At 46.5% G+C, this 21964-nt stretch carries 21 protein-coding genes and 1 other annotated feature; of the genes, 1 reads left to right on the top strand and 20 read right to left on the bottom strand.

Going from position 1 to position 21964, the window contains the following annotated elements; all coding sequences use genetic code 11:
• Positions 1-21 precede the first annotated feature (21 nt).
• From ACR8BL_RS25685 to lspA, 3 genes are all read right to left on the bottom strand, one after another.
• Positions 22-1275, bottom strand: a complete 1254-nt coding sequence (locus ACR8BL_RS25685; protein WP_434750157.1) for an LL-diaminopimelate aminotransferase — start codon at positions 1273-1275, stop codon at positions 22-24.
• A gap of 110 nt (positions 1276-1385) precedes the next feature.
• On the bottom strand, positions 1386-2348 hold the full coding sequence (locus ACR8BL_RS25680) for an RluA family pseudouridine synthase (protein WP_434750156.1): 963 nt from the start codon (positions 2346-2348) through the stop codon (positions 1386-1388).
• Complete coding sequence (gene lspA, locus ACR8BL_RS25675; RefSeq protein WP_434753252.1) at positions 2341-2835, bottom strand: signal peptidase II; 495 nt, start codon at positions 2833-2835, stop codon at positions 2341-2343. The genes ACR8BL_RS25680 and lspA overlap by 8 nt, the downstream gene beginning before the upstream one ends.
• A 235-nt stretch (positions 2836-3070) precedes the next feature.
• Here lspA and ACR8BL_RS25670 point away from each other — a divergent pair, with 235 nt between their 5' ends.
• Positions 3071-3808, top strand: coding sequence for a TraR/DksA C4-type zinc finger protein (locus ACR8BL_RS25670; RefSeq protein WP_434750155.1), 738 nt, complete (start codon positions 3071-3073; stop codon positions 3806-3808).
• Positions 3809-3843: 35 nt separating this feature from the next.
• Here the strand turns inward: ACR8BL_RS25670 and ACR8BL_RS25665 are convergent, their stop codons facing one another.
• From ACR8BL_RS25665 to murG, 17 genes are all read right to left on the bottom strand, one after another.
• Positions 3844-4206: a DUF5665 domain-containing protein gene (locus ACR8BL_RS25665; RefSeq protein ID WP_434750154.1), complete on the bottom strand. Its 363-nt coding sequence runs from the start codon at positions 4204-4206 to the stop codon at positions 3844-3846.
• A gap of 217 nt (positions 4207-4423) precedes the next feature.
• Entirely contained in the window at positions 4424-7522 is a 3099-nt protein-coding gene (gene ileS, locus ACR8BL_RS25660; protein ID WP_434750153.1) for an isoleucine--tRNA ligase, read from the bottom strand.
• A 105-nt stretch (positions 7523-7627) separates the two neighbouring features.
• Positions 7628-7918: a binding site (T-box leader), on the bottom strand.
• Positions 7919-7975: 57 nt separating this feature from the next.
• Entirely contained in the window at positions 7976-8506 is a 531-nt protein-coding gene (locus tag ACR8BL_RS25655; protein WP_434750152.1) for a DivIVA domain-containing protein, read from the bottom strand.
• A 238-nt stretch (positions 8507-8744) separates the two neighbouring features.
• Complete coding sequence (locus tag ACR8BL_RS25650) at positions 8745-9527, bottom strand: RNA-binding protein (protein ID WP_434750151.1); 783 nt, start codon at positions 9525-9527, stop codon at positions 8745-8747.
• Positions 9528-9542: 15 nt separating this feature from the next.
• Entirely contained in the window at positions 9543-9806 is a 264-nt protein-coding gene (locus ACR8BL_RS25645) for a YggT family protein (RefSeq protein WP_090923796.1), read from the bottom strand.
• A gap of 16 nt (positions 9807-9822) precedes the next feature.
• Complete coding sequence (locus tag ACR8BL_RS25640) at positions 9823-10290, bottom strand: cell division protein SepF (protein ID WP_434750150.1); 468 nt, start codon at positions 10288-10290, stop codon at positions 9823-9825.
• On the bottom strand, positions 10281-10982 hold the full coding sequence (locus ACR8BL_RS25635; protein ID WP_434750149.1) for a YggS family pyridoxal phosphate-dependent enzyme: 702 nt from the start codon (positions 10980-10982) through the stop codon (positions 10281-10283). The genes ACR8BL_RS25640 and ACR8BL_RS25635 overlap by 10 nt, the downstream gene beginning before the upstream one ends.
• Before the next feature lie 6 nt (positions 10983-10988).
• On the bottom strand, positions 10989-11888 hold the full coding sequence (gene pgeF / locus ACR8BL_RS25630; RefSeq protein ID WP_434750148.1) for a peptidoglycan editing factor PgeF: 900 nt from the start codon (positions 11886-11888) through the stop codon (positions 10989-10991).
• A gap of 52 nt (positions 11889-11940) precedes the next feature.
• The gene (locus ACR8BL_RS25625; RefSeq protein WP_434750147.1) at positions 11941-12333 is read right to left on the bottom strand and encodes a YlmC/YmxH family sporulation protein; all 393 of its coding nucleotides are present in this window, start codon (positions 12331-12333) and stop codon (positions 11941-11943) included.
• Between the two features lie 211 nt (positions 12334-12544).
• Positions 12545-13327, bottom strand: coding sequence for an RNA polymerase sporulation sigma factor SigG (gene sigG, locus ACR8BL_RS25620; RefSeq protein WP_110898501.1), 783 nt, complete (start codon positions 13325-13327; stop codon positions 12545-12547).
• A gap of 111 nt (positions 13328-13438) precedes the next feature.
• The gene (gene sigE / locus ACR8BL_RS25615) at positions 13439-14161 is read right to left on the bottom strand and encodes an RNA polymerase sporulation sigma factor SigE (RefSeq protein ID WP_090923750.1); all 723 of its coding nucleotides are present in this window, start codon (positions 14159-14161) and stop codon (positions 13439-13441) included.
• Positions 14162-14172: 11 nt separating this feature from the next.
• Positions 14173-15153, bottom strand: a complete 981-nt coding sequence (gene spoIIGA / locus ACR8BL_RS25610) for a sigma-E processing peptidase SpoIIGA (RefSeq protein WP_434753251.1) — start codon at positions 15151-15153, stop codon at positions 14173-14175.
• Between the two features lie 352 nt (positions 15154-15505).
• Complete coding sequence (ftsZ, locus tag ACR8BL_RS25605) at positions 15506-16615, bottom strand: cell division protein FtsZ (protein ID WP_434750146.1); 1110 nt, start codon at positions 16613-16615, stop codon at positions 15506-15508.
• A 150-nt stretch (positions 16616-16765) separates the two neighbouring features.
• Entirely contained in the window at positions 16766-18043 is a 1278-nt protein-coding gene (gene ftsA / locus ACR8BL_RS25600) for a cell division protein FtsA (protein WP_434750145.1), read from the bottom strand.
• A gap of 295 nt (positions 18044-18338) precedes the next feature.
• Positions 18339-19106, bottom strand: coding sequence for a cell division protein FtsQ/DivIB (locus ACR8BL_RS25595; RefSeq protein WP_434750144.1), 768 nt, complete (start codon positions 19104-19106; stop codon positions 18339-18341).
• 59 nt (positions 19107-19165) lie between these two features.
• The gene (gene murA, locus ACR8BL_RS25590) at positions 19166-20449 is read right to left on the bottom strand and encodes a UDP-N-acetylglucosamine 1-carboxyvinyltransferase (RefSeq protein ID WP_434750143.1); all 1284 of its coding nucleotides are present in this window, start codon (positions 20447-20449) and stop codon (positions 19166-19168) included.
• 402 nt (positions 20450-20851) lie between these two features.
• Positions 20852-21961 (bottom strand): undecaprenyldiphospho-muramoylpentapeptide beta-N-acetylglucosaminyltransferase, encoded by a 1110-nt coding sequence (murG, locus tag ACR8BL_RS25585; protein WP_434750142.1) that lies wholly within the window; start codon positions 21959-21961, stop codon positions 20852-20854.
• Positions 21962-21964 lie beyond the last annotated feature (3 nt).

Here is a 21964-nt window from a genome sequence, read left to right as displayed (position 1 = left end):
CTATATTATCCCATATTTGAATTAAAATTCAAACTCTACGTCACTAAGACGACGTTTGATTTCAGCAATGACGCGTTTCTCTTCTTCTTCGCCGTTTGCGATAAACGTAACGGAGAAACGAACAAAGTTCCCTGCATCATCCCAAGGTACAGAAGAGATCAGCTTCTCACGGATCAGGAATTGGGAGAAATCTTCACCTGACTCAAAGCGGCGTCCACCTACAACACCTTTTGGCGCTTCAACATACAGGAAGAAAGAGCCTTTCGGTTTTTCAGCCTGGAAGCCCAGTTCATTCAATGCTGTAACCAACATATCGTGACGACGGGAATACTTTTCTGCAATTTTTTCCGTGATTTCCGGATGGTTCAACCCGTAAGCAGCTGCCTTCTGGATCGCGATGAATTGACCGGAATCATTGTTGTCTTTTACATCACTGAATGCTTTAACTACAAGTGGGTTACCCGCTACAAATCCAATTCTCCAACCAGTCATATTGTACGATTTGGAGAGGGAGTGCAGTTCTACACCTACATCCTTGGCACCAGGTACGGACAGGAAACTGAATGGTTTTTTGCCATCATACGTCAATGCCGCATATGGCGCATCGTGCACAACAACCACATTGTATTTTTTCGCCCATTCGACAACCTCAGTGAAAAACTCAACTGTAGCACTTGCGCCAGTCGGGTTGTTCGGATAGTTCAGATAGAGCAATTTCGCACGATTCGCAATGTCTTCCGGAATGGCCTTCAAGTCAGGCAAGAAGTTGTTCTCCTTCGTCAATTGCACGTTGAACACTTCTCCACCCAGATATTTGGTGTGTGTGCCCATAACCGGATAACCAGGAACCGTCATAATGGTTACGTCACCTGGGTTGATGAAGCAGGAAGGCATCATCGCCAAAGCCGGTTTGGAACCGATGGAGTGTACGATCTCAGTATCTGCATCAATACCTTCCACGTTAAAAACATTTTTCAGGTATGATGCTGCTGCAGTCTTGAACTCAGGAATCCCGTTATCGGCATAACCACGGTTCTCCGGTTTACCCGCTTCTTCAGCAAGTGCAGCTACGATGCCTGCATCTGCCATCTCATCCGGTTCACCTACCCCAAGGTCAATCAGCTCGACATCGGGAAAATCTTTTTTAGCCGAAGCTTTAGCACGTTTAATTTTCTCAAATTTATAGATGTTGGTGTCTTTACCATAGTTGGAGCCGCCGATACGGTCGGCAAAATTTGTTTGGATATACGTTTCCTGATATTTATCGATACTCATAATGTCGTTCATCTCCTCATTTGACGCAAATTTCTCATGTTTTAATATGAAGCATTTGAGCAATCAACACCATGGACAAAATATCCGAACATTTGTACTTTCTTCAAACGTCAGCGGCTTCTCAGCGAAGCCAGTACATCTTCCATATCCTGCGGGATCGGCGCGTTGAATTCCATGTATTCTCCTGTAGTAGGATGTACAAAACCAAGTATTGCCGCATGCAGGGCCTGTCCATTCATTCTAATGCCCTTGTTACGACCATATGTCGGATCACCAACAAGGGGGTGACCGATAAATTTCATATGCACTCTGATCTGGTGGGTACGTCCTGTTTCAAGCTTTAACTCCAGCAAGGTATAGTCGTTGATGCGCTCCGTTACTGTAAAATGAGTCACCGCATGTTTGCTGTTACGTTCCGTGACCGTGTACATTTTACGATCATTGGTGTCCCGTCCGATCGGTGCATCAATCGTACCTTGATCATGACTGAGATGGCCGTGAACCAGCGCAATATAACGTCTATTGACACTATGCTCCTTCAACTGGGCAGCCAGTGAAGCATGAGCACGGTCATTTTTGGCCGCCATAATCAAGCCTGACGTATCCTTGTCAATCCGATGTACGATCCCTGGACGCAATTCACCGTTAATGCCAGAGAGATCCTTGCAATGATACATCAAAGCGTTCACAAGTGTACCTGACGTATGTCCCGGTGCCGGGTGTACGACAAGTCCACGCTGTTTGTTAATGACAATAAGGTCACTGTCTTCGTAAACCACTTCAAGTGGAATATTCTCCGCAATGATCTCCACCGCAGCAGGCTCAGGTATCTGTAATACGATCTGATCTCCTTCATACAGCTTAGCGTTGGACTTTACTACAGCACCATTGACCGTAACCGCTCCGTCTGCAATCCATAGCTGAACCTGCGAGCGAGACACGTCATCTACAGCTTCTGTAATATATTTATCCACACGTTCTTTCTTATGTTCAGCGGCAACGATCCATTCCAACCGTTCCTCACCGTTAAATTGTTCATTGTTATTATGTTGTTCCTCATTTAATTTACTCATGATGCTCATTCCCTTCAATCTTTGCAGCCGCTTTTTCGCGGCGTCCTTCGAGCAATGTTTCCACAACAATCAGTGCAACCCCGATACAGATGGCCGAGTCAGCGATGTTAAAAATCGGAAACGTATAACTACCAAAATTAAGCTGCACAAAGTCTACGACTTCCCCTGTCAAAGCACGGTCAAGGAAGTTGCCAATCGCTCCTCCAAGCACAAGGCTAAGGGCTACTGGCAGCAATTTGTGCGGAGTATCTTTTACCTTTTGTAGATACCAAATCAAGGCGATAACCACAATGATGGTCACCACAATAAAGAACCAGCGCTGGTCCTGCAAAATGCCAAACGCTGCACCTGAATTACGATGAGAAGTGATGACAAAAAAATTGCCAATGACCGGAATTTCTTCTCTAAGTTCCATACGGGTAGCAATCAGGTACTTCGTTCCCTGATCTACTAAAAATACGATAAAAGCAAGGATATAATACACCACGTTTGTTGTCACTCCGTTCTTGTCTTTTCCAGCGATACCAAGCTTTCGCCAGACTTATTTATTGTAGCACAGCTGTTTAGAGATCGTCCATGACGCGGCAAACGTACAAGTTGGAAGCAGGGTCATACAGCATGGAAAATGCGATAACATTTGCCTTCTGTAATCCCGCCCGAAACGGTACATCCTAGAATGGAGACAATAACCGGATTCCAGATGGAACAGAAAGGGGAAAGCCATGTCACATTTTACAGCCGAGCAAATGCAATCTTTACGTTCCCAACTTTTGTCTGACAAACATGATATCGAGCACCGGCTATCGGAGAACGAACACTACGGCTTGGGAGACTCTTTAAAACTGCAGACCGGTGAATTGTCGCCGATTGATAACCATCCTGGGGATCTTGCCACGGAGGTGTATGAACGGGAGAAGGATATCTCCCTGCTCGAGCATGATGAGTTTCAACTCGAACGTATTGATTCAGCCCTGCACGCGATCGAAGAAGGTCATTACGGTACATGTGCTGTCTGCCAGCAACCAATCCCTTACGAGCGTATGGAAGCCGTTCCCTACACAAAATATTGTAAAAAACATCAGCCCGAGACGGTTGTTTCCGAAAATCGCCCTGTAGAGGAGGAATTCCTAGCTCCGTCGTTTGGACGTACCAGTCTGGACGAACGGGAAGATCAAAATGGCTTTGACGGCGAAGACGCCTGGCAGATTGTAGAGAGCTGGGGCAACTCGGACTCCCCTGCAATGGCGGAGAACGGTGATATTGACAGTTACGATGTTATGGCTATTGAAGCTACGGAGGAAATGGATGGTTTTGTTGAAGCTTACGAGAGCTTTGTTGCTACAGATATTTATGGTCATGATGTATCCATTGTCCGCAATCGCCAGTACCGACAGTATCTGGAGAATGGCGAAGGATCAGGGCTGCTTGAACCCGATGCCGGGGATGATGAACCATTTTAGGGTTTAGTGAAATGCTGAACCGTCATTGAAGCATTCTAGTAGGTATTCATATCAAGCTGCCGCTGCACGATCCGCACAATATCAGCAATGTAATCTCCGACGATGGGCAGATTTAACGCGCCAAGAACTTGTAACACATAGATAATGGTTGCGGCAAAAAAAGTAAATCCAATGGCGATCCCTACACCTCTCGCTGCACCGGACAACAAATTCAACCCGATGAGCTTCCACGGTCTGTTCAGCAGCTCTGTATACTGCGCGATTCGTGAACGCTCCAGTTCATTGGCAAGCCGGTTCGTTAATGTATGTAACTCTTCGATTTTGTCGTGGGATGTATTCACGGAATCTGTAACAGAAGTTTCCTTTATGGATTCGGCTGACTGTTCTTGTTTACTCATGTTTCGCTCCATTCCTTACATGAATATAGATCAAACGAACGAAATACTTTTTTAAAACTTTACCATTCAATCATTGCCTTATCCCCGAAAAAACAAACGAGCCCAGCTTCAGGAATTATTTCCTTAGCTGTGGCTCATTTATTTATATCCTCTATCTAATCACGTGTCCTAAAATATAGATCATGTTATCCGCAAGAACAGAAAACGTCTCTTTACCCTACGCTTCAATATAGATTCCGATGGCTTTGCCTCCGGCTTCTACACGTTCCATTGTATCCATCTTGCCAAATGTCACATCTGTGACGAGTACATTTTCACGCAAGACATCGTCAAATGCTTCAATTGCTGCTTGAAGATCTGCATCTACATCCAGCGTCAGACGCACTCTTTTTTCAATTGGCAGATCCAGTCGTTTACGTGTATCCTGTACCGCCCGAACCACTTCACGAACCCAGCCTTCCTGTTCCAGCGCCGTGGTGATTTCTGTGTTGAGGGCTACCGTCAAACCGTAACCGGATGCCGAGGCAAAGCCGGATTTGGCTTGTTTCTCGACCAGTAATTCCTCAGCCGTCACTTGCAGTTCTTCTCCTTCAGGAGAAACCACGTTGAAAGCACCTTCTGATACCACTTTACGAGTTTCATCAGCCGTCATACCTTTAAAGAGATTTTGCAAAAACCCTACGTTTTTACCGTATTTTTTACCGGCAACTTTGAGATTCAGCTTCAGTGTAAAGTCAACGAATTCCGCATCGTTATGCTCTGTACGGATTCCTTTGACGTTGATCTCTTCCTTGATGATCTCTTCATAACTTGCCAGATCGAAACCTTTATCGAGAGAAACGATCAACTCGGACAGTGGCTGACGGGTTTTGATGCCAGTCTCGTTACGTACGTTACGCGCAAGCTCAACGACGCGGCGAGCCGTTTCCATGTCTTGCTCCAGTGCTTCATCGATTAATGCTTCATTGGCTACAGGATAGTCATCCATATGCACGCTTTCGCCAGTAGTCAGGTTGAGGTAAATATCTTCCGCCAACATCGGCGTGAATGGCGCAACCAGCTTCGACGTAGTCACCAGCACTTCCGTAAGGGTGCGATACGCATCCAGTTTATCCTCCGTCAAACCACTTCCCCAAAAACGATCACGGGAACGGCGGATATACCAGTTACTGAGCTCATCTACAAAGGCTTCAATCGCTTTGGAAGAGTTCAGGTAGTCGTTCACAGACAACGCTTTTTCAACCACAAGAATCAGGCTGTTCAATCTCGACAGAATCCAGCGATCCAGCTTGTGAGCGGATAATTGGAACGGATGCTCCTGTGGATCAAATCCATCGATGGTCGCGTACAGCGTCAGGAATGCATGGGTATTTACCAGCGTATCCACCATTTTGGATTTCGCTTCCCCTACGATACCTTTGGAGAAACGTTTGCTGTTCCACGGTGCACTGTCAGACAAAAACGCCCAGCGGAATGCGTCAGTACCATACTCTTCAATGACTTCCCATGGATCGATAACATTGCCTTTGGATTTGGACATCTTCTGACCGTTTTCGTCCAGTACGTGTCCTGTTGCCATAACGGCTTTATAAGGTGCTTTGCCTGTCAAAAGTGTAGATACCGCAAGCAAGCTGTAGAACCAGCCACGCGTCTGGTCAATCCCTTCACAGATCATATCCGCCGGATATTGCTGCTCAAATACTTCTTTATTTTCAAAAGGATAATGCTGCTGTGCAAACGGCATGGAGCCGCTGTCGAACCAGACATCAATCACTTCAGGCGTACGCTTCATTTCATATTTGCCACAAGAGCTGAGCACTTTTACTTCATCCACATACGGTTTATGCAACTCCAGATTTTCAGGCACATCCCCTACGGCACGCGCACGTAACTCAGCAATGCTGTGAGGAGCAAACTGTTCGCCTGTCTCTTCACACACCCAAATGTTCAGCGGTGTTCCCCAGTAACGGTCACGGCTGATGTTCCAGTCCACGAGATCTTGGAGGAACTTCCCGAAACGGCCTTCACGCACATGACCCGGATACCATTCCACTTCGCTGTTGTTGGCAATCAGTTGATCCTTGATCGCTGTTGTCTGGATAAACCAGCTGTCCATTGCGTAGTACAGAAGTGGAGTATCACAACGCCAGCAGAACGGGTAGCTATGTTCGTATTTCTCTTTGCTGAACAGACGGCCATTCTCGGACAAGTATCTTACGATGTCAATGTCGCAATCTTTTACAAAACGACCTGCGAAATCAGTCACTTCTGCCACAAACTTACCTTCCAAATCAACCATGTTTACAAAACTGATGCCATTCTCGCGACATACACGGTAGTCATCTTCACCATGTGCAGGAGCCAAATGAACGATACCCGTACCGCTTGCATCCGTTACAAATCCTGCACCAAGCACGATGTTTGTTTTCTCAGCCTGTACGTAGTTAAATGGCGGGCTGTACGTTTTACCGACCAGGTCTGCGCCTTTCAGTGAACCGATGATCTCATACTCACCTTTGCTGTCTTTCATTACTTTTTCCACCAGATTCGTCGCCATGATGTACACTTCATCGTTTTGACGTACACGGGAGTAATCCATTTCCGGGTTCACAGCAAGAGCAACGTGAGAAGGAAGTGTCCATGGTGTCGTCGTCCAAGCCAATACGAATTCGCCGCTGTCTTGCAGCTTGAATTTCGCTGTTGCACTGAGGTCTTTAACGTCCTTGTATCCTTGTGCAACTTCATGCGAACTCAGTGTTGTCTGGCAAGAAGGGCAGTATGGACTTACGCGGTGACCTCGGTACAACAAACCTTTCTCATGGATCGTCGCAAGGATGTTCCACACACTCTCGATGTAGTTGTTGTCAAGTGTGATGTACGGATTATTCATATCCGTCCAGTATCCGATGCCTTCCGTCAAGTCGCGCCACTGCTGCTCGTATTCAAATACGCTCGCTTTACACTCGTTGATAAATTTCTCAACGCCATATTCTTCAATTTCCCACTTGTGGGAGATACCCAACTTCTTCTGTACACCTAGCTCTACAGGTAAACCATGCGTATCCCATCCAGCTTTACGTACAACGCGGTACCCCTTCATCGTGTTGTAACGACCCACAAAGTCTTTGATTACACGGCCGAGAACGTGACCGATATGTGGTTTACCGTTCGCTGTAGGCGGACCTTCATAAAATACAAAGTTTGGCTTACCTTCCCGATTCTCAATGGAGCGTTTGAACGTATTCTCCGTTTTCCATTTATCTAACACGCGTAATTCTCGTGCGCGTGCTTTCTCTTTGACATCCACTCGTTGCATGCTGTTCAACTTCCTTTCTGTTGTTAAGATCAATCGATTGTAAAACGTCCACAAGCGCGGCTCTTCCACTCACCGTTTCGGGACACAAAAAAACCTCGTCCCTTGGAAAGGGACGAGGTTTTGCTCGCGTTACCACCCTAATTCTGTTCATCACAAACCACATTCAGGTTACCCTGAGTATGCTCTGTCATCAACAGCGCTTAAGCCCCGCTAAACTGACGCAGGGTACCGTTATAACGTACGGTTTACGGTTCAGCTTACACACGGCAATGCATTACCGCTTCAGCGTCACTTCTCCGGGGAGATATTCGGCTATAACTCATCCGTTGGTTTGCACCAGACACCAACTCTCTGAGGGATGAGATCATAACGTACTGAGCCCGTCATGGAATCACTATTCAATATGAATATAGTTATAGCTTCTTTACCCGCAAAAGTCAACCGGGCGGCAGACTAATAAATTTCTTTCATCTCCCGCTCACGATCACGCACTTCCTGCTCACGGCTCTCCAGTGCCTGTTCACGGCTCTCCAGTGCTTCCCAGCCATCCTGTGTCAGCAGTTCCAGCTGAGCTTCAACAAGCGTGCGGAAACGCGCACGATAGATGGATGCCTGCTTCTTCAGCTCTTCCACTTCCAAAGCAATCTTACGTGATTTGCCAAGCGCTTCGTTAACGATTCGGTCTGCATTTTTCTCTGCTTCCTTCACAATTAACTGAGCTTCCTTCTTCGCGTTATTCTTCACATCGTCAGCAGCTTCCTGTGCAATGATGATCGTTTTGCTTAGAGTCTCCTCGATGGTAGCAAAATGATCCAGCTTCTCCTGAACGGACAGCAGCTGATTGCTCAGCTCTTTGTTCTCGCGAATGACGCCTTCGTAATCTTTGATGACTTGATCCAGAAATTCATTGACTTCATCCTCGTCATACCCACGCAAGCGTCGGGAGAATTCCTTGTTATGTATGTCCAGCGGCGTTAATGGCATGCTGTCCACCTCCTGTAAAAATTCCTTCTCGTGTTCAGAGAAGGTTTGAAACGTATGGGTTCCACCCAAGGGGTCATATGAAAGATTCCGATTCTGTTACTTGTACGGAATATAGGTTCTGTCCTCACATCGGCAGAGAACCACATATGTGTACTTTAATGTATATCGGAAACACCGAGTATTTTTTTACCTATACGTTTAACATTTCGACAAGAATTCGGATTATCCTGCATCAATATCAAGCAAATTTCCCGATTTTCACTCGGCAACGTCCCTTTTTGGTCATGCCATCCTGTTCCAATACCTTGAAACGACCAAAGCCTTGAATGGATACCACATCCCCCGCCTTGAGCGGCTTCGAAGGGTCTTCCACCACTTTCCAGTTCACTTTGCAGCGCCCTGCCTTGATTGGAACCAGCACTTTACTGCGGCTCATCCGATATACATCTGCACAGATGCCGTCCAGACGCAACGAAGCAACGGTAATATCTATGGTGTCCAATTTTGTGTCGGACCATTTCATCTGATTCAATGGCAATAGTTCTGTGAAAACATGTAACCGATGAACCTGATTCAATTGAAGCGATAAAAAAGCGCCGGTTTCCGCTGCCACCACTGTATGGCAACCGTCCTCCAGCACTTGAATATCTCCAATCTTGCCTCGTTTCATCCCGAGCCCGAGCAGGGAACCCATATAGTCCCCATGCTCCAGTTCCGAGATTTTATGATCGTCAGACGTAATGCTAAGCACCTGCATCCCCATATCTTCCTCATCCAGGTATCGATAATCGGGTGCAATCAATGCACGTTTGCGTTCAGCCGCTTCGTAACCGCCGTCCAGACGAATCTGAACGTCATCACTTCGGTTGACCAGGGTTTGAAGAATAAACACCTGTCTTGGATCAAGGAAATCAGTGAGCTTCATATCATGATACTTGCTCGCCCGTTCAACCCAATCGGTCGCTTTATCTACAAAGTCCCGTTCATCATGGCTAAAATGTTCGTAAATATCACCGCTCATCTATGTCACCCTAACCTAAAATGTCAAATACTGAACTATGGAGAGTAACCCAACAAGCGCCAGTCGAAGAACAAGCAACGCGACAATCGGGGAAATATCCAGCACACCGAACAGAGGCGGGATAAACCGTCGGAAAGGACTTAAATAGGGTTCCACAAATTTGCCTAACAATTCACCGATGAAGCTTTCCCGTGCGTTGGGAAGCCATGACATCAATATGTAGACAATGACCATGTAAAAATAAATCTGGTATAGCGTACCCAATATACCTTCAATCATCTGATACAAAAAAGGCTCACCTCATTCTGTTATAATCTTGCTCGCTGTCAGCCAGTATCTCCGTAATGGTTCCCTGAATTTCAACCGTATCTGGCGTACAGAGAAAAATGTTGCCGCCAATTTTAGATATACCGCCACCTAATGCATACACCGTGCCGCTTAGGAAATCAATCACACGTAAAGCCTGATCCTGACGGATTCGCTGCAGATTCACAACAACGGTACGATGCGACCGCAGATGGTCGGCAATCTCCTGCGCTTCGTCATAGGAACGAGGCTCATAAAGGACAACCTTAACATTTTTCTGGGAATGAATGCTAACCACATTATTACCCCTTTGGTTTCTACGTTTATCAAGTGCAGAGGTTTCATTTTCCTGCTGTTCAGACTCATGTTCTTCCTGTGCAGCAAGACGCTGACGCTCCACAATCTCTTCCTCTTCCTGAAGTCCAAGAAAATTCATAAATTTATTCATTACGCCCATCGTGTTCCCTCCTCTTTCCCTACGAGTATCGATCCAAGCCGCACCCAGGTTGCTCCTTCTTCAATGGCCACTTCGAAATCGTTAGACATCCCCATAGACAGCTCTGTGATCGGTTCTGCTGTCAGTGCTTGTCCATTCAAATCATCTCTCAGCTCACGCAACCCCCGAAATACAGGACGCGTCGTCTGTGGATTTTCCTCATGAGGTGCCATCGTCATCAGACCGATGACCTTAAGGTTGTTGAACGATTGAATATCCTTCAGAAAAGAACTCGCCTGTTCAGGCTGCAAACCATACTTGCTCTCTTCGCCTGAAATGTTCACCTGCATAAACGCGTTCACCTGCATTCCAAATGAAGCAGCTTTTTTATCCAGTTCTTTTGCCAGTGACAAACGATCCAGTGAATGTATGTACGCAAACTTGCCAATGACGTCTTTCACCTTGTTTGTCTGCAAATGGCCGATAAAATGCCAGGTACCCTTCTGCCCAAAGGCTTCCCATTTCGACTGTGCATCCTGCCAGCGATTTTCCCCAATATGCTCAAGACCATGTTCAAGCACAGACCCTGTCGTTTGCAGTGAAACATATTTCGTGACCGCAATCACATTCACATCCTCAAAAGGGCGGTTGCTGCGCTTGCACGCATCTTCAATCTTCTGATTAACAAGTTGTTTACGCTCCTCCAATGACACAGAGGATCACCTCTCTTCCAGCCCAATCCAGCTTGCCATTCTACCCGTTACCCCATTTTCCTTGCGATAAGAGAAAAAAAGTTCGGGATGACAACTTGTACACCATGTTGTACATTCGATATGATCCGGCATTATTCCTGCTTTCATCATAATGTGTCGATTGCATTCTTTCAAGTTTAACATCGTTTTTCCGTTCCCAGCAGGTGTGTATATGCTCTTTAGAGCAGAATGATCGTATTCATCATTACCCTGAGGTTCATCCAGCCAAACCCGGACATGCTGCATAACAGCCTCATCCACTTCATAACAGCAATCCCCAATAGAGGGTCCAATAGCCGTACGGATATCCTCTCTCCGGCTTCCATACTCCTGTTCCATCGTTTCCACCATAGAGAAGGCAATGCCTGCAACCGTGCCTTTCCATCCTGCGTGAGCGAGACCTACAGCCTGTTTCACCGGATCATAAAAATACAGCGGAACGCAGTCAGCGTAAAAAGAGGTCAGCAGCACACCAGGCACGTTTGTTACCAGTCCATCCGTATCTTGCAACGCTGATTGACGATCCAGCATACCCCTGCCGCGGTCTTTAGAAGTGATAACAGCCACCTCTTTGCCATGCACCTGTTCTCCACACGTCCATGCTTCCAGTGGAAAAGAAAGCTTTCTGGTCACGAGACGGCGATTTTCAAGTACCGCCCCAGCATCATCCCCAACGTGATACGCACAATTAAGCGTAGCGTATGGTTCTTGACCAATCCCTCCATGTCTGGTTGTAAAGCCCGCGGTCAACTGACTAAACGTACGTTTCCAAGGTTCAATATATAATAACAGCGGATCAGGAGCGCCATGACCCGTTGGACGGGCTCCCCTTTCACTTACATTTTTGTCCAATACAAATGGTTCCATTCTCTCACCTCACAACTTCCAGTGTACCAAATACAGGTGCAGTCTGTCTCCTTTATATCGTTCTCCGCTGACTCCGATCCAACCGTTCCAGTCGCTCTGTGCGTTCTGTCCGGCTCTGCTGCTGCTCATCGTATAACCGTGCTTCCCGTTCACGCTCATCATATCCCTGTTCCTTCACCTCATCCATTTTGACCAGAATGACATCTGAGCCAATCTTCACAATATTTTTCCAAGGAATGATCAGATCAGTTCCCCCTCCAAACAATCCCATAAAACGGCTATACCCTGGCACGACGATGGACTCGATTCGCCCCTGCTTGAGATCCAGCTCCAGATCACTGATCTGGCCGAGACGCTTGCCATCCGTAATATTGATAACGTCCTTCGTTTGAAAATCGGAAATCTTCATGCCGCGTGATGCTGAGTCACTCGTATTTGTTCTCATTCCTTCCGCCTCCCGTTAACGCTCATCTGCCCGTTCTGCATCCTTCTATATCAATATATGTCCTGTAGGCGAAAAATGTCCTGTTTTTCAATTGCCTATTCCAAAAAGCATATCTGAGTAACAGCAGTCTCCCCTCTTCTTTCTCTAATGCACAAAAAAGACGATCAATGGAATGGTTATCCGACCGATCGCCCTTTTGTTTTATGTCACCCTACGACTTCACATGTTTCTGCATCTGCTGTATAGCCGATTTTTCGAGACGCGAAACCTGAGCCTGTGATATCCCGATTTCATCCGCCACTTCCATCTGGGTTTTCCCTTCAAAAAAGCGCATCGATAAAATCATCTTTTCCCGTTGACCTAGACGGTGCATGGCTTCTCGCAATGCGATTTCCTCGATCCAGGACACATCTTTGTTTTTGTCATCACTGATCTGATCCATAACATAGATCGGGTCTCCCCCATCATGATATATCGGTTCAAACAGAGATACCGGGTCTTGAATGGCATCTAACGCAAAAACAACATCTTCCTTCGGCACATTGAGTGCCTCTGAAATCTCAAATATCGTTGGCTCGCGTGAATTTTTATTCGTCAGGCTGTCACGAACCTGAAGTGCCTTGTAGGCAATATCCCGCAGTGACCTGGATACACGAATCGGGTTATTGTCACGCAGATATCTGCGAATTTCACCGATAATCATCGGCACCGCATAGGTTGAAAATTTGACATTCTGGGATAAATCAAAATTATCAATGGCTTTCATCAGGCCGATACACCCAACCTGGAATAGATCATCGACAAACTCCCCCCGATTGTTAAAACGCTGAATAACACTGAGTACCAGACGCAGGTTGCCATTCACTAATTTCTCTCTTGCTGAGCGATCATGGTGCTGCTGAAGGGAATGAAATAATTCCCGCATTTCAATATTGGTGAGAACAGGCAACTTTGCGGTGTCCACGCCACAAATCTCGACTTTGTTTCGGGTCATCGTGATTTACCTCCCAAGGAGAAACATTAATGTACATTATCTCCGGGGCAGGCTTTTTTATTCGTCGTTGGCATCCTTGCCAGTAATACCCATTCTTCTTTTTCTACAGGATCAGACCATTTTGTTGAACTCTTTTCGCAGCCTCTTAATGATTCTTTTTTCTAGCCTGGAGATATAGGATTGGGAGATTCCAAGTAGATCCGCCACATCTTTTTGCGTCTTTTCCTCGCCATCCGTCAAGCCAAAACGAAGCTCCATAATCATTCGCTCGCGATCCGTCAGTTTCTCCAGTGCCTTATGCAACAGCTTGCGATCTACCTGTTCCTCAATATTTCGATAGATTGTATCATTCTCTGTCCCAAGCACATCGGATAGTAAAAGTTCATTTCCATCCCAATCAATATTCAGTGGTTCATCAAAAGAAACTTCCGTACGGATTTTACTGTTGCGCCGCAAATACATCAATATTTCATTTTCGATACACCGCGAAGCGTAGGTAGCAAGCTTGATTTTCTTTTCCGGATCGAATGTATTTACAGCCTTGATCAGTCCGATCGCACCAATGGACACCAGATCCTCGATATTGATGCCTGTGTTCTCGAACTTGCGAGCAATGTACACAACCAGACGCAAATTACGCTCAATTAACATGGCACGAATGGCCGAATCTCCTGAAGATAACTTCTGTAGCAAGTACTCCTCTTCTTCCCGTGTCAATGGAGGTGGAAGTGCCTCACTTCCCCCGATGTAATAAATCTCTTCACTTTTCAGCCCAAACAGGAACAACAAACGATAATATTGTAGCTGGGCAACCAGTTTCCATTTCACAAGCATGTAGGTTCCTCCTATACCACATTCAGCGGCTTTTCTGTTACTTCCGCGGATTGAGTCCTGGTCTGCGCAGAAGCATCTTCTTGCACCAGTTCAGGATGGATTACGGCCTGATATTTCCCGTCCGACGACAAAACGCCACCATCCAGTCCAATCAGAACCTTTGTCGTCACATAATCCGTTCCCTCCAATGTCACCTTCACCCGATCTGGCTTAATCGCCAGCATAAACGCCGTTCCTTTGTTAATCCCTCGATAGGGAACCAATCGTAGTCGATGCTGCCACTGAAAATATTCCTGGTCCAGCTCCATAATGAGTTTGTCCGGCGCTTCGTGCTTTAGTCTGCTCTTCCATGAATCAGGCAGCATATCCTGCCACAATGAAACCTCCATGACCATCACTGGCAAACGCGACAACGGATCTGTGAGCTGATTGCCCGTATCCAGAAGGCCTGTACAAGACACAACAACCTCATCAATGCATACCTCAACCTGACCAAGGTAAGTGTTCATCCGATCCGTTTTACGTTTGGCACCTTGCACAATTTTGAATAATAAGAGAACCGCGAAGAATACAATGAATGTGAACCAGAACGCAATCTTGAGATCAAATGACATGCCGCCAGATGCTGTGAACCAGATGCCATTGAACAGTTCTCCCGAACTCTGAAGCATATAGTGCACACCCAGGATGCCTCCAGCTGCGACAAAATTAATGATATAAAATGTGCCCAGCGTCCTCACAAAAGACTGCAATCCCTTATATCCAAACGCGATACTCAACATAACAAGAGAAAAACCAAACTTGATTAGAAACGTGAACAGAAAATCAAACTCCGGTACAAACATCATTACGACGTACAACGCGCCAACGATAGCTGATAACAACCATCTCCACCAGACCAGCTTCGTTTGGCGCATCCAGGCTGTCAGTCCAATGAGCGTTCCATCAATACAAAGGTTAGTCAAAAAGATCAGGTCTACATACACAACCACGCTCTTCACCTGCCTGCATCCAACCTATCGAAATGAGTGAATGTAGCGATCTCGCATGCTTCAGATTGAATCGGCCCAGACGCATCGGATCGAATCAACCCAACTGCTTTGGACCGAATCGACCCAACTGCTTCATCATCTCGATATCCATGAGCATATTCCCAAGTATACGGAGCCTCCTGTTCAAAGTCTGTCTAAATGTGGGAGCTTGTTTCCAACTTTTTTTGTCGGAATACGCAGGGGAGTTGTTCAGATTTTGTTCATTCCTGTATGTTAGACTGTATAAAAAAAAAGCAAAAAACCCGGCTGCTGCAGAAGCAGCACCGGGTTTCCAAGAGGTAGAATTAGCGTATTATTCGTTATTGTTGTTACGCGAACGATTGCGTAAAAATGTCGGAATGTCCAGCTGATCATTGCTTGGCTGGTTTCCGAATGGACGAAGATTCGGTGAACGTGTCTCTGCCGTCTCTGTTGCTGCAGCAGGTTTGCGTACTGGCGGAGCAGAAGGTTTATCTTCAAATCCAGTCGCGATTACCGTGACCTTGATCTCCTCTTTCAGATCTTCATCAATAATCGCACCAAAGATCATATTCACTTCCGGATCGGAAGCTGATGTCACGATCTCCGCTGCTTCATTTACTTCATACAAGGACAAATTAACGCCACCTGTGATGTTCATGATTACGCCGCGTGCACCTTCAATGGAGGTTTCAAGTAAAGGGCTCATGATCGCTTTGCGTGCTGCTTCTGCTGCACGGTTCTCTCCTGTCGCTTCACCGATACCCATGAGCGCAGATCCACGCTCGTGCATGATCGTTTTGACATCTGCAAAGTCAAGGTTGATCAAGCCCGGAACTGCGATCAAATCGGAGATACCCTGTACCGCTTGACGCAATACGTTATCCGCTTGGCGGAATGCTTCCAGCATCGGCGTCTTTTTATCTACGATCTCAAGCAACCGGTCATTCGGAATAACGATTAGTGTATCTACTTTTTCCTTAAGCGCTTCAATACCTTGTTCAGCATGGCTGGAACGCTTACGGCCTTCAAAAGTGAAGGGGCGTGTTACAACACCTACAGTGAGTGCACCACACTCTTTGGCGATTTCAGCGATCACTGGAGCTGCACCCGTACCTGTACCACCGCCCATACCGGCTGTAACAAATACCATGTCTGCACCTTTCAACGTGTTCATGATCAAGTCACGGGACTCTTCCGCTGCTTTTTTACCTACATCGGGGTTAGCGCCCGCACCAAGACCACGAGTTAATTTATCACCGATTTGCAGTTTATGCTCGGATTTTGCCAGGTGTAACGCCTGAGCATCCGTGTTCACTGTAATAAATTCAACACCTTGTACACCATTTTCAATCATTCGGTTAACTGCGTTGCTACCTCCGCCGCCTACACCGATGACTTTAATCTGAGCCAAGCTCTCCATCTCAAAATCAAATTCCAACATATTATTCCATCTCCCCCTCAATGTGCATGGATGGCCCGTCCAATTTTTGATTTGAACCGAATCAATTTCATATATCGACGAACGAAAGCGTTTCTGTTAGTACCAGCGCATTCAGACGGCTTCAAGAATGTATGAAATGGATCCAACCTGTTATATAAATTCACTGAACATATTCTTCAGTCGCTCGAACAGACCGGGTTTTTGCTCCGATTCCTGTGCCGCATTTGGCTTCGGACGGTTCGTCGGTTTCTTGCTATTGGTGTTGTTGTTATGACCGCCGTTACTGCTCGAGGGCCTGATGCGCAAACTGCGAATAACATTGTGTAGAATACCAACACCACTGGTAAATCCAGGATCACGGACACCAATGTAATCTGGAACGGCTACGCGTACCGAAGCAGCAAGCTCATGCTGTGCTACTTGTAGTACACCAGGCATAGAGACCGTGCCTCCCGTTAGTATATAACCTCCAGGTAACTCGTTGTAACCAAGGCGTTTGACTTCTTGTCCGATCATCTGGAATATTTCCTGAACCCTAGGTTCGATAATAGCAGCCAGATCCTCTTGTGAAAACTCCTTGTCTACATTACTGCCAATGCGCGTAACTTTGAACATCACATCTGCAGCAGCATCATCAAGCCAGGCACAGCCGTATTTCAGCTTCACTTTCTCTGCCTGATCTGTGAGAGTGCGCAAGCCATACGCAATATCATTGGTTACAAACTCCCCGCCGATTGGCAGTGTTGACGTTGCAACCAGACTGTCCTCTTCAAAGATGGCGATCGTTGTAGCTCCTGCTCCGATATCCACCAGCACAGAGCCCATCGTTTTCTCATCTTTGGATAAAGCTAACTGGCCAGCTCCCAATGACATGAGAACAAGGTCGCTCACTTTTAATCCCGCTTTTTCCACGCAGCGCAAAAGATTATGTATCGCGGTTTTTGCACCCGTAATAATGGTTGCTTCAACTTCCAGACGAACACCAATCATCCCACGCGGGTCTTGTATGCCCTCCAAGCCATCTACAACATATTGCTTGGCGACAACATCAATAATTTCCCGTTCGGGTGGAACCGCAATGACTTCGGCTGCTTTCAACACCCGCTCCATGTCTTCTTCTCCGATCTCACGATCCTCGTTCGATACTGCCACCACACCGTGACTGCTCATCAGTCCAATATGATTTCCTGAGATTCCAACATATACTTCGGATATTTGAATACCTACCATACGTTCTGCATGATCCACTGCATTGCGAATCGACTGCACCGTCTGATCGATATCTACGATTACACCTTTGCGAATTCCTTCCGAGTCGGCAGATCCAACTCCAATAATATTAAAGGTTCCATTGTTAATTTCCCCAATAATAGCGCGAATTTTGGATGTACCGATGTCCAAACTAACAATGATGTCATTGTTACTCAAGTCTGTGGCACCTCCTGACTCCAATAGTAAAATACGTTCGGGTTCAAACACTCATTAAAACATATTCAACACAGTTTAGGCTTTCCCTCTTTTTTCTACAATTTTTTTGGGTGCCAAGTTCTGGATGTGTAACATAAAACCTTGAAGAAAAAAGAAGGAGGCAACTCATGTGCCGTAAGTTCAAGTGTACCATTTTTTCTTCATCTCAGAAAGCACAAGTTTCATACGTCAGCGGTTGCCAGAGCCCGCTCCTGTCTACATTTTTACGCAATGCACCGCCAAGTAACGGCAGGCATCAGCGCCCTGCCCCCGGCTCAGCATCATCCTCGGGATTATCCGGAATAAACGGCACATACGTATCTGCCTCAAGCATCGTAATTTTTCCAGGTCGTTCGGTCTCAATCACCTGATTCAAATACTCCACTTTATCCGTTAACAACGAGATCGTGGTAATCACTTCAAACTGCGACTTCGTGTACATCCGAATCTGATCCGGAAATGATGATGTCGGGTTAGGAATAATTTCTGATATGTCCGTTGTCAGTTCATTCGGAATTTTAGCCAATGCCTCACTCAGTTTTGCTTTGAGTGGATCATCTGGCTTCCATTGTGTAAGAATCGGTTTCTCTACCGCCACACCAATCGTAGGCGGAACATTCAGGCTGGTCCCGCTGGACAATATAGCTTTAAGTGCTCCACTTGAATCAAGCTCATAAGCGACTGTGGGAAATTCCTGAACCTTGATATGAATTGTACCCGGGAATTGCTTGTCCACAGTAACCGTTGAGACAGCTTTAATCGTTTTGAGACGTTCAATGATTTCGGAAGCACTTGTTCCAAAAAACTGGTCTCCTTCCTTCAGGCCGCTCTTTTCCAGCAACACCGAAGTGGCCGTGTATACATTACCCGTAATTTCGATGGCCGATATACGGCTTACTGAAGAACGGAAGAATAATACAGCCAGCAATACAATAAATAGTAATAACAGGATGATTACAATTTTACGGCTTGTGTTTTTTTTAGGGCGATTCTCCTTGAGAACCGGAATTTGACTTTTAGGCATAATAACGCTCCACAAAGCCTCAGGCCCCCTCCTCATCAAAGAAGGGGACGCCAAGGACGTTAATTGGCAAAATCCAACTGTTTCGAAACAGTTGACTGTCTCTCCACCGAGGCACCAAGACTCTGGAATAACTTTTCGATTCGATCATATCCCCTATCAATATGGTGCACTTGCTCTACAACGGTTTTACCTTGAGCCGCCAGACCTGCAATAACCAATGCTGCACCTGCACGAAGATCCGTTGCCTCCACAGTAGCACCATATAACCTCGGCACTCCGCGGATAAACGCAGCGTTTAGATCCACAGAAATATCAGCTCCCATCACGTTCAGCTCATCTACATGTTTAAACCGGCCCTCGAATACAGTCTCTTTCATTACACTGAATCCATCTGCCAGACTGAGCAGCACCATGATCTGTGATTGAAGATCGGTTGGGAACGAAGGATACGGAGAAGTCACGATACGATCCACTGATTTTGGACGTGTCATACAACTCACAGTCATTATATCATTGCAGACTGCGATTTGAACACCAGTGCGCTTCAACACATGTATAAGCGAAGTAAGGTGTGCTGGATTGCAATGTGTAAGCGTAACATTGCCTCGCGTTGCAGCAGCAGCAATCATGACGGTACCGGCAACAATACGATCGGGTATGATCTCATAGGTGCATGGCTGCAGTTTGTCAACACCGCTTATCGTAATCGTATCGGTGCCTGCACCCATGATTCGTGCACCCATCGCATTCAGAAAATGCTGCAGATCCTGAATCTCAGGCTCCCTTGCTGCATTGAAAATTGTCGTTGTGCCCTCGGCAAGCACAGCGGCCATCATGATGTTCTCCGTGGCTCCTACACTAGGAAAATCCAGATGAATATCTGTACCGATCAGATTGGAGCCGTAACAGATGATTTGCTGATCTTGCTCTTCAATCTGTGCTCCGAGTGCTTCCAGACCCCGGAGGTGAAGATCAATTTTGCGCTCTCCGATCGCACAGCCGCCTGGCTGATAGACGGATACTCTCCCAAACCTAGCAAGCAACGGCCCCATTAGAAAAATGGAAGAGCGCATTTGCTTCATCAGATCTTCTGGCACATCATGTGACCGGATCAGCGACGTATTGATCGTCACTGTTCCCTGATTATGCCGACATGTGCATCCAAGCCGTTCCAGGATATACAGCATTACTTCGATGTCCAGCAAGTGTGGAACGTTGTGCAGCGTAATTTCTCCGTCTGCGAGCAAACTTGCGGCCATAATCGGTAAAGCAGCATTTTTTGCTCCATGGATGCGTATGGATCCTGATAGGGGTCTCCCGCCTTCAATCACCAATTTGTCCAATGTATCACCTCCGGGGTTTACGCTCACCCACTTCGAAGACATACGGTACCAGATGAATACCGCCATGAGATGATATAGTGCTACGATTAGACTGTAAATGGGTGAAGACGTCCTCTGCTGTCGCTTGGCCTGTGAGAACAATGAAATGCAAATCCATTGTTTCCAGTACAAATTCAGCGAATGAAATATCCGTGACACATCCGATCCATGAATACCTGCAATCCATTTCTTAATTTCACCAATCCATATGGGAGATGCCGCTGGATAGACCTATAGTCTTACAAAAGGTGCACCTTCTCCGGTATGAATGCTGTACTGCGGCATCATGGAACGATTGTCACGATTTATAAGGTATCTTATGTCAGTCCCGTCTAGTGTGTGACAATCGCCCACTAACACACATTAACGCCCTGCAACAAGACGCTTGATTTCATTTACAAGCACTTCTGCCGCGTCCGGTTTCCCTAATTTTCGAGAAGCCTCTGCCATCTGCTTACGCCCTGATTCATCATTCATGATACCTGCGATCGCTTCATACAGGCCCTTGCCTGTAAGATCTCTCTCCAGCATCGTGAGCGAAGCTCCTCCTTTTTCAAGCGTACGCGCATTAGCCTCCTGATGATTGTTGGTTACGTTTGGTGACGGAATCAGAATCGATGGAATGCCCAGCGATGTAATTTCCGCCAGGAATGATGCTCCAGCACGATTGACAATCAGAGAGGTGCAAGCGAGCACTTCAGGCATGTTATGAACATAAGGAAGTACATGCAGATGATTAGGCATCGTTCCCAAAGAGCTACGAATCGCTTCACGGGTTTCATCAAAATAGGTTTCACCTGTAACGTAAACCACATGTACATCATCCAGTTGTTCCAGCAACGCTGCCATCTCGATCATCGCCTGATTGATCGCTTTGGCTCCACGACTACCGCCAACGACAAGCACAACACGGCTGTCCATCGGAACACCTAATGTCGCAAACCCACGATTCCGGCTGGCTTGAGCTACTGTTGTTGCTCGCGGATTACCGGTGTAGATTACCTTTTTGGCACCGGAGAATGATTTTTCAGAACCTTCGAAGCTAACAGCCACCGTGTCTACATAACGCATTAAGAACTTGTTCGTCAGACCTGGAATTGCATTCTGTTCATGAATCACACTCGGGATTCCCAGCTTCGCCGCTGCATACACAACAGGCCCGCAGACATAACCGCCTGTACCGATGACAACATCAGGCTTGAATTCCTTCAGCATTTTTTTGGACTTGCGTACGCCCTGAACAAAACGCATGATGGTCTTCACATTTTCAAAGGACAACTTACGTCGAAAACCAGTAATATCAATCGATTTAAAAGGGATGTCTTCCTGAGGAACCAGTTTACTTTCAAGTCCGCGGGTTCCACCAATGTATAAAAACGTCGAGTCGGGATTCACCGCCTCGCACTGCCTTGCTATGGCAACGGCCGGATAGATATGTCCTCCTGTACCGCCGCCGCTAAGAACGACTCGCATCGT

Source organism: Paenibacillus amylolyticus (genome assembly GCF_051136285.1).
Classification (GTDB): Bacteria; Bacillota; Bacilli; order Paenibacillales; family Paenibacillaceae; genus Paenibacillus; species Paenibacillus amylolyticus_F.
Note: the sequence above shows the minus strand (reverse complement) of the source record. Positions and strands in the feature narration are given on the sequence as shown.